A 15,189-nucleotide genomic window follows, 5' to 3' on the forward strand; every position below is an offset into this window, starting at 1 on the left:
AAAGGTAGGGATATGAACCGTTTTAAAAAATCAAAATATGTCATTATTGTTTTTGTCACTGTTCTGCTTGTCTCAGCTCTCTTAGCGACGACTTATTCAAGTACAATTGTGACAAAATTAGGAGATGGGATCTCATTGGTTGATAGAGTTGTGCAAAAACCTTTTCGGTGGTTTGATTCTGTCAAATCAGATTTGGCTCATTTGACACGAACATATAATGAAAATGAAAGTTTGAAGAAACAGATTTACCAGTTAGAAGTCAAATCAAATGAGGCGGAAAGTTTAAAGACGGAAAATGAACAACTGCGCCAATTGCTTGATATGAAGTCTAAATTGCAAGCCACAAAGACTTTGGCAGCAGATGTTATTATGCGTTCTCCGGTATCTTGGAAGCAGGAGTTGACCTTAGATGCAGGGAAATCAAAAGGGGCTTCTGAGAATATGTTAGCTATTGCAAATGGTGGCTTGATTGGGAGTGTTTCAAAAGTGGAGGACAACTCTACTATGGTCAACCTTCTGACAAATACGGAAAATACTGATAAGATTTCTGTTAAAATTCAACACGGCACTACTACAATTTATGGAATTATTGTTGGCTACGACAAGGAAAATGAAGTTCTTAAAATTAGTCAATTAAATAGTAATAGCGATATTAGTACAGGCGATAAGGTGACAACGGGTGGATTAGGAAACTTTAACGTTACGGATATTCCTGTTGGTGAAGTGGTTGCCACAACGCATAGTACAGACTATTTGACACGAGAAGTAACTGTTAAATTGAGTGCAGATACTCATAATGTGGATGTGATAGAATTAGTGGGGAATTCATAATGAGACAGTTGAAGCGGGTTGGAGTGTTTTTATTGCTCCCTTTCTTTGTTCTAATTGACGCCCATATTAGCCAGCTTCTGGGCTCATTTTTCCCCCATGTACATTTGGCTAGTCATTTTCTGTTTCTATTTCTCTTATTTGAGACGATAGAAGTATCAGAGTATCTCTATCTAGTCTATTGTTTTGTTATAGGCTTGGTTTATGATGTTTACTTTTTCCATCTAATAGGGATTGCAACTCTCTTATTTATCTTATTGGGAGCCTTCCTTCATAAATTGAATAGTGTTATTTTGTTGAATCGTTGGACAAGAATGCTAGCCATGATTGTCCTGACATTCCTGTTTGAAATGGGTAGTTATCTTTTGGCTTTTATGGTAGGGTTGACAGTGGATAACATGTCTATTTTTATAGTCTATAGCTTGGTACCAACGATGATTTTAAATTTTTTATGGATTACTGTTTTTCAATTTATTTTTGAAAAATATTATCTATAAGAACGACATATAAATGTAACAAAGGCGTAATATTTATTGGAGTTTTTTTTGGTATACTAGTATTGTCTTAAACAGAAGGAGTATTTATTAACCATGAAGAAAAAAATCTTAGCCTCGCTTTTATTAAGTACAGTAATGGTTTCCCAGGCAGCAGTATTGACGACTGCCCATGCAGAAACGACTGATGATAAAATTGCTGCTCAAGATAATAAAATTAGTAACTTAACAGCACAACAAGAAGAAGCACAAAAACAAGTTGATCAAATTCAGGAGCAAGTATCTGCTATTCAAGCAGAGCAATCTAACTTGCAATCTGAAAATGATAGATTACAAGCAGAATCTAAGAAACTCGAGGGTGAGATTACAGAACTTTCCAAAAACATTGTTTCTCGTAACCAATCGTTGGAAAAACAAGCTCGTAGTGCTCAAACAAATGGAGCTGCAACTAGCTATATCAATACCATTGTAAACTCAAAATCAATTACAGAAGCTATTTCACGTGTTACTGCAATGAGTGAAATCGTATCTGCGAACAACAAAATGTTAGAACAACAAAAGGCAGATAAAAAAGCTATTTCTGAAAAACAAGTAGCAAATAATGATGCTATCAATACTGTAATTGCTAATCAACAAAAATTAGCTGATGATGCTCAAGCATTGACTACGAAACAGGCAGAACTAAAGGCTGCTGAATTGAGTCTTGCTGCTGAGAAAGCGACAGCTGAAGGGGAAAAAGCAAGTCTATTAGAGCAAAAAGCAGCAGCTGAGGCAGAGGCTCGTGCAGCTGCGGCAGCAGAAGCAGCTTATAAAGAAAAACAAGCTAGCCAACAACAGTCAGTACTTGCTTCAGGTAATACAAACCTAACAGCACAGGTACAAGCAGTATCTGAATCTGCAGTAGCACCTGTTCAGGCTAAAGTACGTCCAACATATAACACAAATGCCTCAACTTATCCAATTGGTGAATGTACATGGGGAGTTAAAACATTAGCACCTTGGGCTGGAGACTATTGGGGTAATGGAGCACAGTGGGCCACAAGTGCAGCAGCAGCAGGTTTCCGTACAGGTTCAACACCTCAAGTTGGAGCAATTGCATGTTGGAACGATGGTGGATATGGTCACGTAGCGGTTGTTACAGCTGTTGAATCAACAACACGTATCCAAGTATCAGAATCAAATTATGCTGGGAATCGTACAATTGGAAATCACCGTGGATGGTTCAATCCAACAACGACTTCTGAAGGTTTTGTAACATATATTTATGCAGACTAATTATAGAGGGACTCGAATAGAGCCCTCTTTTCAGATTTTACCAGAGACAATAACTATTAAAAATCCCATCAAAATAGCTTGAAAATATCGAAAAAGTATGGTAGAATAAAAATTGTCGTATGAACGATAATACTCATTCTTGATGAATTGTGAAGCAGTTGCCCTTGGGTCGTTTTGCGAGTTGAAGTCAAGAAGAGGAAAAAAACAAAAAGGAGAAATACTCATGGCAGTAATTTCAATGAAACAACTTCTTGAGGCTGGTGTACACTTTGGTCACCAAACTCGTCGCTGGAACCCTAAGATGGCTAAGTACATCTTTACTGAACGTAACGGAATCCACGTTATCGACTTGCAACAAACTGTAAAATATGCTGACCAAGCATACGACTTCATGCGTGATGCAGCAGCTAATGATGCAGTTGTATTGTTCGTTGGTACTAAGAAACAAGCAGCTGATGCAGTTGCTGAAGAAGCAGTACGTTCAGGTCAATACTTCATCAACCACCGTTGGTTGGGTGGAACTCTTACAAACTGGGGAACAATCCAAAAACGTATCGCTCGTTTGAAAGAAATCAAACGTATGGAAGAAGATGGAACTTTCGAAGTTCTTCCTAAGAAAGAAGTTGCACTTCTTAACAAACAACGTGCGCGTCTTGAAAAATTCTTGGGTGGTATCGAAGATATGCCTCGTATCCCAGATGTGATGTACGTAGTTGACCCACATAAAGAGCAAATCGCTGTTAAAGAAGCTAAAAAATTGGGAATCCCAGTTGTAGCGATGGTTGACACAAATACTGATCCAGATGATATTGATGTAATCATCCCAGCTAACGATGACGCTATCCGTGCTGTTAAATTGATCACAGCTAAATTGGCTGACGCTATCATCGAAGGACGTCAAGGTGAGGATGCAGTAGCAGTTGAAGCAGAATTTACAGCTTCAGAAACTCAAGCAGATTCAATTGAAGAAATCGTTGAAGTTGTAGAAGGCGACAACGCTTAATTCATAATAAATAGTAATTACCTAGGAGGGCGGGGCTTAGCCCGGCTCTCCTATTTTTAAAAAATATAGGAGAATCAAAATGGCAGAAATTACAGCTAAACTTGTTAAAGAGTTGCGTGAAAAATCTGGTGCTGGTGTTATGGACGCTAAAAAAGCATTGGTTGAAGTGGAAGGCGATATCGAAAAAGCGATTGAATTGCTTCGCGAAAAAGGTATGGCAAAAGCAGCTAAGAAAGCTGACCGTGTTGCTGCAGAAGGTTTGACTGGTGTTTATGTTGACGGTAACATTGCAGCAGTTGTTGAAGTAAATGCTGAAACTGACTTCGTTGCGAAAAACGCTCAATTTGTTGAGTTGGTAAACGCAACAGCTAAAGCAATCGTTGAAGGAAAACCAGCTAACAACGAAGAAGCTCTTGCTTTGACAATGCCTTCAGGTGAAACTCTTGAAGCTGCATACGTATCTGCAACAGCGACTATCGGAGAAAAAATCTCATTCCGTCGCTTTGCTTTGATTGAAAAAACAGATGCACAACACTTCGGAGCATACCAACACAACGGTGGACGTATCGGTGTTATCTCTGTAATCGAAGGTGGAGACGAAGCACTTGCTAAACAAATTTCAATGCACATCGCAGCGATGAAACCAACAGTTCTTTCATACAAAGAATTGGATGAGCAATTTGTTAAAGATGAGTTGGCACAATTGAACCACGTTATCGACCAAGATAACGAAAGCCGTGCAATGGTTAACAAACCAGCTCTTCCACACTTGAAATATGGATCAAAAGCTCAATTGACTGATGATGTTATTGCTCAAGCTGAAGCTGACATCAAAGCTGAGTTGGCTGCAGAAGGCAAACCAGAAAAAATCTGGGATAAAATTATCCCAGGTAAAATGGATCGCTTCATGCTTGACAACACTAAAGTTGACCAAGCTTACACACTTCTTGCACAAGTTTACATCATGGATGATAGCAAGACAGTTGAAGCATACCTTGAATCAGTTAACGCTTCAGTAGTTGAGTTCGCTCGCTTTGAAGTTGGTGAAGGTATCGAAAAAGCTGCAAACGACTTCGAAGCTGAAGTTGCAGCTACAATGGCAGCAGCCTTGAATAACTGATTATAGAAAGGAAGTAAATTTGCTTCCTTTTTTCTATGCAGTCGATCCCTATAGGGAGAGCTTCCTATTTTTAAGGTAAAAATAAAAAGCCCTATAATAAGGGCCAATTGTATTTAGGAGACTAAACTTCAAATTCATAGAGTGCTGTAGAGAGATAACGTTCACCGTTATCTGGTGCTAGAGCAAGGACCTTTTTACCTGTACCTAATTTTTTGGCAACCTCGATGGCTCCGTAGATAGCTGCAGCTGAGGAAATCCCTACAAGGAAGCCTTCTTTTCCACCAATTTCACGTCCGAGTGCAAGAGCGTCATCTGATGTTACACGAACGATACCATCATAGGCTTTAGTATCAAGTGTATCAGGAATAAATCCAGCTGAGATACCTTGAATTTTGTGAGGACCAGGTTTTTCACCAGATAGAATAGCAGATTCATCTGCTTCTACTGCAAAAACTTGAATGTTAGAATTTTCTGATTTGAGTGCATGAGAAACACCAGAAATCGTTCCACCGGTACCTACTCCAGCAACAAAGGCATCTAGTCCATCTTTACCGAAAGCAGCTAGTATTTCAGCTCCTGTTGTTCTTTCGTGTACTTCTGGATTAGCTGGATTGTCAAATTGAAGAGGAAGGAAGCCATCACGTTCAGCAGCGATTTCTTGAGCCTTAGCAATAGCACCCTTCATTCCTTCGCTACCAGGCGTAAGGACGAGTTCAGCACCATAGGCTTGGATAATCTTACGGCGTTCTACACTCATAGTTTCAGGCATAACGATGACAACTTTATACCCTTTAGCAGCCCCTACCCATGAAAGTCCAATACCAGTGTTTCCACTTGTTGCTTCAACAATAGTAGAACCAGGTTTCAGAATACCATCTTGTTCAGCTTTTTCAATCATGCTAAGGGCAATACGGTCTTTTACAGATGAACCAGGATTAAATGCTTCAAGTTTTACATAGACATCTGCAGCACCTTCTGGCACAATGTTGTTGAGTCTAACAATCGGTGTTTGACCGACTAGTTCAGTAATGTTGTTATAAATAGACATATGAATACCTCTTTGTATAAGATATTTCTAGTATAACGCTATCTATACCATTTGTAAAATATAGAAATCCTATCGAAGTGATAGGATTTTTTTATATCACAGGTCTAAGCCATTAATTTTTAAGCGATTGTGTTCAGCTAATTCTAGTAAATAGGTGTAAAGGAAAACGATATCAGGTTTCGTTTGAATTGCTTCATTTTCTAGTATATTTTGGTACGCATCTTTTTATTTTGCTAATTAAAGTAGCGGTGGAAATATCAGTGAAACACTGTATTATCTATTGTTTACACTAGGTTTACAGGAACCTCAACTTCGCGTAAACCTTGATCAGTTAAAGTGACTTTTCCATTAAAAAATTCTACCAGTGCAGCTTTAATAGTTTCTTTTTCTTCTTTATCAACATAAATCATCGTATCGACTTGATCTGTAAAGTTTGTATCCAGCTCCATGAGATTATGTTCTTTAAGAAAGTTACTGTACTCTTGGTACTGAGCATAAGACATTTGAATAGCAATGCCCGCCTGTTCCTTTATTTCAATGATGCCAATTTCTTTGACAGCTAAGGCGACACTGCCGGCGTAAGCACGAATTAGTCCTCCAGCGCCTAGTTTAATACCACCAAAGTAGCGTGTCACAACCACACAGACATTGGTGAGATTGTGATTTTCTAGTACCCCAAGCATGGGAACACCAGCAGTACCACTAGGCTCACCATCATCACTTGTACGTTTAATTTCACTACGTTCTCCAATAATAAAGGCAGAGCAGTTATGTGTCGCTTTGTAGTGTTCTTTTTTGATGGCAGTAATGAAGTCACGAGCCTCTTCTTCGCTATAAACACGCTTGGCATGGCAGATAAAGCGAGATTTTTTGATTTCTTCTTGGACTTGACCGTCCTCTTTAATTGTTCTAAATTCCATGATTTAATTGTACTAAAAAATCATCTAAAGTGCTAGTTTTTACGAATAAAGAAGTATGAAAGTAAATCCAAATTATCTCGGTCGTTTATTTACTGAGAATGAATTAACAGAAGAAGAACGTCAGTTGGCGGAGAAACTTCCAGCAATGAGAAAGGAGAAGGGGAAACTTTTCTGTCAACGTTGTAATAGTACTGTTCTAGAAGAATGGTATTTGCCCATCGGTGCTTACTATTGTCGAGAGTGCTTGCTGATGAAGCGAGTCAGAAGTGATCAAACTTTATACTATTTTCCGCAGGAGGATTTTCCGAAGCAAGATGTTCTCAAATGGCGCGGCCAATTAACTCCTTTTCAAGAGAAGGTGTCAGAGGGACTACTTCAAGCAGTAGACAAGCAAAAGCCAACCTTAGTTCATGCGGTAACAGGAGCTGGAAAGACAGAAATGATTTATCAAGTAGTGGCTAAAGTGATCAATGGAGGTGGTGCAGTGTGTTTGGCTAGTCCTCGCATAGATGTTTGTTTGGAGCTGTATAAGCGCCTGCAACAGGATTTTTCTTGCGGAATAGCTTTGCTACATGGAGAATCGGAACCTTATTTTCGAACACCACTAGTTGTTGCGACGACCCATCAGTTATTGAAGTTTTATCAAGCTTTTGATTTGCTGATAGTGGATGAAGTAGATGCTTTTCCTTATGTTGATAATCCCACGCTTTACCACGCTGTCAAGAATAGTGTAAAGGAGAATGGATTGAGAATCTTTTTAACAGCGACTTCGACCAATGAGTTAGATAAAAAGATCCGTTTAGGAGAACTAAAAAGACTGAGTTTACCGAGACGGTTTCATGGAAATCCGTTGATTATTCCAAAACCAATTTGGTTATCGGATTTTAATCGCTACTTAGATAAGAAGTGTTTGTCGCCAAAGTTAAAGTCCTATATTGATAAGCAGAGAAAGACAGGTTATCCGTTACTTATTTTTGCTTCAGAAATTAAGAAAGGGGAGCAGTTAAAAGAAATCTTACAGGAGCAATTTCCAAATGAGAAAATTGGCTTTGTATCTTCTGTAACAGAGGATCGATTAGAGCAAGTACAAGCTTTTCGAGATGGGGAGCTGACAATACTTATCAGTACGACAATCTTGGAGCGTGGAGTTACATTCCCTTGTGTGGATGTTTTCGTAGTAGAGGCCAATCATCGTTTGTTTACCAAGTCTAGTTTGATTCAAATTGGTGGACGAGTTGGACGAAGTATGGATAGACCGACAGGAGATTTGCTTTTCTTCCATGATGGGTTAAATGCTTCAATTAAGAAGGCGATTAAGGAAATTCAGATGATGAATAAGGAGGCTGGTCTATGAAGTGCTTGTTATGTGAGCAGACTATGAAGACTGTTTTAACTTTTAGTAGTCTCTTACTTCTGAAGAATGATGCCTCCTGTCTTTGTTTAGATTGTGATTCTACTTTTGAGAGAATTGGAGAAGAGTACTGTCCAAACTGTATGAAAATAGGATTGTCAACAAAGTGTCAAGATTGTCAACTTTGGTGTAAAGAAGGAGTTGAAGTCAGTCATAGAGCAATTTTTACTTACAATCAAGCTATGAAGGATTTTTTCAGTCGGTATAAGTTTGATGGAGACTTCCTTTTAAGAAAAGTTTTTGCTTCAGTTTTAAGTGAGGAGTTAAAAAAGTACAAAGAGTATCAATTTGTAGTCATTCCCCTAAGTCCTGATAGATATGCTAACAGAGGATTTAATCAGGTTGAGGGCTTGGTAGAGGCAGCAGGTTTTTCGTATCTGGATTTACTAGGGAAAAGAGAAGAGAGAGCCAGTTCTTCTAAAAATCGTTCAGAACGCTTGGGGACAGAACTTCCTTTCTTTATAAAAAGTGGAGTCACTATTCCTAAAAAAATCCTACTTATAGATGATATCTATACTACAGGAGCAACTATAAATCGTGTCAAGAAACTGTTGGAAGAAGCTGGTGCTAAGGATGTAAAAACATTTTCCCTTGTAAGATGAGGAAAAAATTTGCAAAAATAGAATGAAAGCGTTATAATAAAATCATAAAAACAAAAATGTTTAGAAAGAAGGTACTCATATGATTAAATATAGTATCCGTGGTGAAAACCTAGAAGTAACAGAAGCAATTCGTGATTATGTAGTTTCTAAACTCGAAAAGATCGAAAAGTACTTCCAGCCAGAACAAGAGTTGGATGCCCGCATTAACTTAAAAGTTTATCGTGAAAAAACAGCTAAAGTGGAAGTAACGATTCCGCTTGGATCTATTACTCTCCGTGCAGAAGATGTGTCTCAAGATATGTATGGTTCAATTGACCTTGTAACTGATAAAATTGAACGTCAGATTCGTAAAAATAAAACAAAAATCGAGCGTAAAAATAAAAATAAGGTAGCAACTGGTCAATTATTTACAGATGTTTTGGTGGAAGATTCAAATGTTGTCCAGTCTAAAGTTGTTCGTTCAAAACAAATTGATTTAAAACCAATGGATTTGGAAGAAGCAATTCTACAAATGGATTTATTGGGGCATGATTTCTTTATCTATGTGGATGTTGAAGATCAGACAACCAATGTGATTTATCGTCGTGAGGATGGCGAAATTGGTTTGTTAGAGGTTAAAGAATCTTAATTTCAATATGTGTAAAGGTAGGTTTACTGAATTGTAAACTACCTTTTTCTTATAATTGATAGAATTACTGATTACACTTTTAAAAAGTCGCTTTTTGAGGGGTATTATGGTATAATGGGTGCCAAGAGGTTTTGAATGAAAAAATTTTATGTAAGTCCAATTTTTCCTATTCTAGTAGGATTGATTGCGTTTGGAGTCTTATCCACTTTCATTATTTTTGTTAATAATAATCTGTTGACGGTTTTCATTTTGTTTCTTTTTGTAGGAGGCTATGTTTTTTTATTTAAGAAACTGAGAGTGCATTATACAAGGAGTGATGTAGAACAGATACAGTATGTAAACCACCAAGCGGAAGAAAGTTTGACAGCTCTATTGGAACAGATGCCTGTAGGTGTTATGAAATTGAATTTATCTTCTGGAGAGGTTGAGTGGTTTAATCCCTATGCTGAATTGATTTTGACCAAGGAAGATGGCGATTTTGATTTAGAAGCTGTTCAAACGATTATCAAGGCTTCAGTAGGAAATCCGTCTACTTATGCTAAGCTGGGTGAGAAGCGTTATGCTGTTCATATGGATTCTTCTTCCGGTGTTTTGTATTTTGTAGATGTATCCAGGGAGCAAGCCATAACAGATGAATTAGTAACGAGTCGACCAGTGATTGGAGTTGTGTCTGTGGATAATTATGATGATTTGGAGGATGCAACTTCTGAGTCAGATATTAGTCAAATCAATAGTTTTGTAGCTAATTTTATATCAGAGTTTTCAGAAAAATACATGATGTTTTCTCGTCGGGTAAGTATGGATCGATTTTATCTATTTACTGACTATACGGTGCTTGAGGGCTTGATGAATGATAAATTTTCTGTTATTGATGCTTTCAGAGAAGAGTCGAAACAGAGGCAGTTGCCCTTGACCTTAAGTATGGGATTTTCTTATGGCGATGGAAATCATGATGAAATAGGGAAAGTTGCTTTGCTCAACTTGAACTTGGCTGAAGTACGTGGTGGCGACCAGGTGGTTGTCAAGGAGAATGATGAAACGAAAAATCCAGTCTACTTTGGCGGTGGGTCGGCTGCGTCCATCAAGCGCACTCGTACCCGTACTCGATCAATGATGACAGCCATATCTGATAAGATTCGTAGTGTGGATCAAGTGTTTGTAGTTGGGCATAGAAATTTAGATATGGATGCTTTGGGCTCTGCTGTAGGTATGCAGTTGTTCGCCAGCAATGTGATTGAAAATAGCTATGCTCTTTATGACGAAGAACAAATGTCTCCAGATATTGAACGAGCTGTTTCATTCTTAGAAAAAGAAGGAGTTACGAAGTTGTTGTCTGTTAAGGATGCAATGGGGATGGTGACCAATCGTTCTTTGTTGATTCTTGTAGACCATTCAAAGACAGCCTTAACATTATCAAAAGATTTTTATGATTTATTTACCCAAACCATTGTTATTGACCACCATAGAAGGGATCAGGATTTCCCAGACAATGCAGTTATCACTTATATCGAAAGTGGTGCAAGCAGTGCCAGTGAGTTGGTAACGGAGTTGATTCAGTTCCAAAATTCTAAGAAAAATCGTTTGAGTCGTATGCAAGCAAGTGTCTTGATGGCTGGTATGATGCTGGATACTAAAAATTTCACCTCACGAGTGACTAGTCGGACATTTGATGTTGCTAGCTATCTCAGAACGCGCGGAAGTGATAGTATTGCTATCCAAGAAATCGCTGCGACAGATTTTGAAGAATATCGTGAGGTCAATGAACTGATTTTACAGGGGCGTAAATTAGGTTCAGATGTACTAATAGCAGAGGCTAAGGACACGAAATGCTATGATACAGTTGTTATTAGTAAGGCAGCAGATGCCATGTTAGCTATGTCAGGTATTGAAGCGAGTTTTGTTCTTGCGAAAAATACACAAGGCTTTATATCCATCTCAGCTCGGAGTCGTAGTAAACTGAATGTGCAACGGATTATGGAAGAGTTAGGCGGTGGAGGTCACTTTAATTTGGCAGCAGCTCAAATTAAAGATTTAACCTTGTCAGAAGCAGGTGAAAAACTGACAGAAATTGTATTAAATGAAATAAAGGAAAAGGAGAAAGAAGAATGAAAGTAATTTTTTTAGCAGATGTTAAAGGAAAAGGTAAAAAAGGCGAAATTAAGGAAGTACCAACAGGGTATGCGCAAAACTTTCTTATCAAAAAGAACCTAGCAAAAGAAGCGACTGCTCAAGCTGTAGGTGAACTTCGTGGTAAACAAAAATCTGAAGAGAAAGCTCACGCTGAGATGATTGCAGAAGCAAAAGCAATTAAAGCCCAACTTGAAGCAGAAGAAACGGTTGTAGAATTTGTTGAAAAAGTTGGTCCAGATGGTCGTACCTTTGGTTCTATTACCAATAAGAAGATTGCAGAAGAATTGCAAAAGCAATTTGGAATTAAGATTGATAAACGTCATATTCAAGTACAAGCTCCGATTCGAGCGGTTGGTTTGATTGATGTGCCAGTGAAAATCTATCAAGATATCACAAGTGTAATCAATCTTCGTGTGAAAGAAGGATAAGTTTACACCTTCTTGACAAGATTGTAAAAGGAAGGGAAGTCTGATGGCAGAAGTAGAAGAGTTACGAGTACAACCTCAAGACATCTTAGCTGAGCAATCTGTTTTGGGGGCTATCTTTATTGATGAGAGTAAACTTGTTTTTGTGCGAGAATACATTGAGTCTCGGGACTTTTTTAAGTATGCCCATCGTTTGATTTTCCAAGCCATGGTCGATTTATCCGATCGTGGTGATGCCATAGATGCAACAACGGTTCGCACCATTCTTGATAATCAAGGGGATTTACAGAATATTGGTGGCCTGTCTTACCTAGTTGAGATTGTCAATTCTGTGCCAACTTCTGCTAATGCGGAGTATTATGCTAAAATCGTTGCAGAAAAGGCTATGTTACGGCGATTAATCGCTAAGTTGACAGAGTCTGTCAACCAAGCTTACGAAGCGTCGCAACCAGCTGATGAAATCATTGCTCAGGCAGAAAAAGGCCTGATTGATGTCAGTGAAAATGCTAATCGAAGCGGGTTTAAGAACATTCGAGATGTGTTGAATGTCAACTTTGGAAATCTGGAAGCTCGCTCGCAACAAACGACCGATATTACAGGTATTGCGACAGGTTATCGTGATTTGGATCATATGACGACTGGTCTACACGAGGAGGAGTTGATTATTCTAGCAGCCCGTCCAGCGGTTGGTAAGACAGCCTTTGCCTTGAATATCGCTCAGAACATTGGAACTAAGTTGGACAAAACGGTTGCTATCTTTTCGCTCGAAATGGGTGCGGAAAGTCTAGTCGATCGTATGTTAGCGGCAGAAGGGTTGGTTGAGTCGCATTCTATCCGTACAGGTCAATTGACCGATGAGGAGTGGCAAAAATATACCATTGCTCAAGGGAACCTAGCAAACGCAAGTATCTATATCGATGATACGCCAGGGATTCGAATTACAGAGATTCGTTCTCGTTCTCGTAAACTGGCTCAAGAAACGGGCAATCTAGGTTTGATTTTGATAGATTACTTGCAGCTTATCACGGGAACTGGGCGAGAAAACCGCCAACAAGAAGTTTCAGAAATTTCACGTCAGTTGAAAATCCTAGCCAAGGAACTGAAGGTTCCAGTAATCGCTCTGAGTCAGTTGTCTCGTGGTGTAGAACAACGTCAGGATAAAAGACCAGTCTTGTCTGATATTCGTGAATCTGGGTCTATCGAGCAGGACGCTGATATCGTAGCCTTTCTTTATCGCGACGATTACTATGAGCGTGGTGGTGAAGAAGAGGAAGGCATACCAAATAATAAGGTGGAAGTTATTATCGAGAAAAACCGTAGTGGAGCTCGTGGAACTGTGGAATTGATTTTCCAAAAAGAATACAATAAATTTTCAAGTATCTCAAAGAGGGAGGCATAAGATGTCAGATGCATTTACAGATGTAGCCAAGATGAAAAAAATCAAAGAGGAAATCAAGGCGCATGAGGGTCATGTAATTGAAATGACTTTGGAAAATGGGCGCAAGCGCCAAAAAAATAGATTGGGTAAGTTAATTGAAGTTTATCCATCCCTATTTATTGTGGAATTTGGGAACGTTGAAGGAGATAAACAAGCTAATGTTTACGTTGAATCCTTTACCTACTCAGATATCCTTACAGAAAAGAATTTGATTCATTATCTGGACTAAAGTGAGAAATTTTCTCACTTTTTCTTTTTTCTCCGAATAGTTTAAGTGAAGGCAATCTTCGATTTATATTATTTTTCAAGGAGGAAGAATGAAAATTTTACCGTTTATAGCAAGAGGGACAAGTTATTACTTGAAGATGTCAGTTAAAAAGCTTGTTTCTTTTTTAGTAGTAGGATTGATGCTAGCAGCGGGTGATAGTGTCTATGCCTACTCTGGAGGGAATGGATCGATTGCGCGTGGAGATGATTATCCTGCTTATTATAAAAATGGGAGCCAGGAGATTGATCAGTGGCGCATGTATTCTCGTCAGTGTACTTCTTTCGCAGCCTTTCGTTTGAGTAATGTCAATGGTTTTGAGATTCCAAGGGCTTATGGAAATGCGAATGAATGGGGGCATCGTGCTCGTCGTGAAGGCTATCGTGTAGATAATACACCGACGATTGGCTCCATTGCTTGGTCTACTGCAGGAACTTATGGGCATGTTGCCTGGGTGTCAAATGTAATGGGAGATCAGATTGAGATCGAGGAATATAACTATGGTTATACAGAAGCCTATAATAAACGAAGTATAAAAGCAAATACGATGACAGGATTTATTCATTTTAAAGATTTGGCTGGTGGCAGTGTTGGGACTAGTCAATCCTTAGCTTCAACAGGGGGCACACATTATTTTAAGACTAAGTCAGCTATCAAAAATCAACCTCTAGCTAGCGCAACTGTGATTGATTACTATTATCCTGGGGAGAAGGTTCATTATGATCAAATTCTCGAAAAAGATGGCTACAAGTGGTTGAGTTATACGGCTTATAACGGAAGTCGTCGCTATATACAGCTAGAGGGAGTGACTTCTTCACAAAATTATCAGAATCAATCAGGAAATAGCTCTAGCTATAGATCCAATAGTAGTCCAACTGTCGGTTGGAAGAAAATAAATGGTAGTTGGTATCATTTCAAATCAAATGGTTCTAAATCAACAGGCTGGCTGAAAGACGGTTCTAGCTGGTATTATTTGAAATTATCTGGTGAAATGCAGACAGGATGGTTAAAGGAAAATGGCTCGTGGTATTATCTGGATAGTTCAGGGGCAATGAAAACAGGCTGGTATCAAGTTTCTGGTAAGTGGTATTATTCTTACTCTTCAGGTGCCCTAGCTGTTAATACGACGGTGGATGGCTACAGAGTAAACAGTGATGGAGAACGAGTGTAGAAAATTGGAGTAGGAAATTTTTCCTGCTCTTTTCTGGTACGACGGGCATGTCGTGCATCTGAGGTGTAAGTCCTCGGTGGGCACCTGCTACCGGTGAACCCAATAGCGATTCCCAAGCCTGACTATCGTGAGGTAGCGGATTAAAACGGTCTGGGGATAGACCGTTTTAAGTCTGACGCTGGAAATAAGAATCGTCAGAGGAAGGGATAGCGAAATCGTGGCTCTACGAACAGGAAGGTGATAGTAAGGCGTATATAGCGGATAAGGGAGCCAGAAACTCTAAAGTCCAAAAAGGTAGTCGTAACCTATATGCGTAAATCACGAGAGTAATTGAATTCGGACTAAGGTTTGTGTGAAAAAGATAAATCTTTCTAGAGTCTAAAGACTCTGCGTCAGATTTCCTATTTTCACTGTAACCTTTTAACGTCCTC

Annotated in this window: 15 protein-coding genes and 1 pseudogene; 13 read left to right on the top strand and 3 right to left on the bottom strand. The window is 38.9% G+C overall.

The window, feature by feature from the left end:
* Nucleotides 1-12: 12 nt before the first annotated feature.
* The 5 genes from mreC (at nt 13) to tsf (ending at nt 4,720) form a co-directional block, all read left to right on the top strand.
* Nucleotides 13-831: a rod shape-determining protein MreC gene (gene mreC, locus HT701_RS04845; protein WP_023940633.1), complete on the top strand. Its 819-nt coding sequence runs from the start codon at nt 13-15 to the stop codon at nt 829-831.
* Nucleotides 831-1,325, top strand: a complete 495-nt coding sequence (gene mreD / locus HT701_RS04850) for a rod shape-determining protein MreD (RefSeq protein WP_049511280.1) — start codon at nt 831-833, stop codon at nt 1,323-1,325. Before mreC ends, mreD begins: the two co-directional genes overlap by 1 nt.
* A 93-nt stretch (nt 1,326-1,418) precedes the next feature.
* Nucleotides 1,419-2,597 carry a CHAP domain-containing protein gene (locus HT701_RS04855; protein ID WP_000727004.1) on the top strand — a complete coding sequence of 393 codons (1,179 nt, stop codon included), beginning with the start codon at nt 1,419-1,421 and terminating at the stop codon, nt 2,595-2,597.
* 223 nt (nt 2,598-2,820) lie between these two features.
* Nucleotides 2,821-3,600 (top strand): 30S ribosomal protein S2, encoded by a 780-nt coding sequence (gene rpsB, locus HT701_RS04860; protein ID WP_000268468.1) that lies wholly within the window; start codon nt 2,821-2,823, stop codon nt 3,598-3,600.
* Between the two features lie 79 nt (nt 3,601-3,679).
* Nucleotides 3,680-4,720, top strand: coding sequence for a translation elongation factor Ts (gene tsf, locus HT701_RS04865; protein WP_000808091.1), 1,041 nt, complete (start codon nt 3,680-3,682; stop codon nt 4,718-4,720).
* A gap of 121 nt (nt 4,721-4,841) precedes the next feature.
* Here the strand turns inward: tsf and cysK are convergent, their stop codons facing one another.
* The 3 genes and pseudogenes from cysK to HT701_RS04875 all read right to left on the bottom strand — a co-directional run bounded on the left by cysK (nt 4,842) and on the right by HT701_RS04875 (nt 6,688).
* On the bottom strand, nt 4,842-5,768 hold the full coding sequence (gene cysK, locus HT701_RS04870) for a cysteine synthase A (protein ID WP_119919419.1): 927 nt from the start codon (nt 5,766-5,768) through the stop codon (nt 4,842-4,844).
* Nucleotides 5,769-5,864: 96 nt separating this feature from the next.
* A pseudogene (locus HT701_RS11435) lies at nt 5,865-5,948 on the bottom strand (PH domain-containing protein); the annotation flags it as partial.
* A gap of 104 nt (nt 5,949-6,052) precedes the next feature.
* Nucleotides 6,053-6,688 carry a YigZ family protein gene (locus HT701_RS04875; RefSeq protein WP_000395743.1) on the bottom strand — a complete coding sequence of 212 codons (636 nt, stop codon included), beginning with the start codon at nt 6,686-6,688 and terminating at the stop codon, nt 6,053-6,055.
* Between the two features lie 55 nt (nt 6,689-6,743).
* On the opposite strand from HT701_RS04875, the gene HT701_RS04880 reads away from it, so the two are divergent.
* The 8 genes from HT701_RS04880 (at nt 6,744) to cbpD (ending at nt 14,758) form a co-directional block, all read left to right on the top strand.
* Nucleotides 6,744-8,042 (top strand): DEAD/DEAH box helicase, encoded by a 1,299-nt coding sequence (locus tag HT701_RS04880; RefSeq protein ID WP_119919420.1) that lies wholly within the window; start codon nt 6,744-6,746, stop codon nt 8,040-8,042.
* The gene (locus tag HT701_RS04885) at nt 8,039-8,701 is read left to right on the top strand and encodes a ComF family protein (protein WP_050235194.1); all 663 of its coding nucleotides are present in this window, start codon (nt 8,039-8,041) and stop codon (nt 8,699-8,701) included. Before HT701_RS04880 ends, HT701_RS04885 begins: the two co-directional genes overlap by 4 nt.
* Before the next feature lie 79 nt (nt 8,702-8,780).
* The gene (raiA, locus tag HT701_RS04890) at nt 8,781-9,329 is read left to right on the top strand and encodes a ribosome-associated translation inhibitor RaiA (protein ID WP_000599109.1); all 549 of its coding nucleotides are present in this window, start codon (nt 8,781-8,783) and stop codon (nt 9,327-9,329) included.
* 135 nt (nt 9,330-9,464) lie between these two features.
* Nucleotides 9,465-11,438 carry a DHH family phosphoesterase gene (locus HT701_RS04895; protein WP_000715104.1) on the top strand — a complete coding sequence of 658 codons (1,974 nt, stop codon included), beginning with the start codon at nt 9,465-9,467 and terminating at the stop codon, nt 11,436-11,438.
* Nucleotides 11,435-11,887: a 50S ribosomal protein L9 gene (rplI, locus tag HT701_RS04900; RefSeq protein ID WP_000864214.1), complete on the top strand. Its 453-nt coding sequence runs from the start codon at nt 11,435-11,437 to the stop codon at nt 11,885-11,887. The genes HT701_RS04895 and rplI overlap by 4 nt, the downstream gene beginning before the upstream one ends.
* Before the next feature lie 43 nt (nt 11,888-11,930).
* Nucleotides 11,931-13,283: a replicative DNA helicase gene (gene dnaB / locus HT701_RS04905; protein ID WP_000852490.1), complete on the top strand. Its 1,353-nt coding sequence runs from the start codon at nt 11,931-11,933 to the stop codon at nt 13,281-13,283.
* Between the two features lies 1 nt (nt 13,284).
* On the top strand, nt 13,285-13,551 hold the full coding sequence (locus HT701_RS04910; RefSeq protein ID WP_001278160.1) for a Veg family protein: 267 nt from the start codon (nt 13,285-13,287) through the stop codon (nt 13,549-13,551).
* A gap of 88 nt (nt 13,552-13,639) precedes the next feature.
* Nucleotides 13,640-14,758 carry a choline binding-anchored murein hydrolase CbpD gene (gene cbpD / locus HT701_RS04915; RefSeq protein ID WP_000698583.1) on the top strand — a complete coding sequence of 373 codons (1,119 nt, stop codon included), beginning with the start codon at nt 13,640-13,642 and terminating at the stop codon, nt 14,756-14,758.
* The last annotated feature ends 431 nt before the right edge of the window (nt 14,759-15,189 follow it).

Source organism: Streptococcus sp. 10824 (assembly GCF_013276595.1).
Classification (GTDB): domain Bacteria; phylum Bacillota; class Bacilli; order Lactobacillales; family Streptococcaceae; genus Streptococcus; species Streptococcus pseudopneumoniae.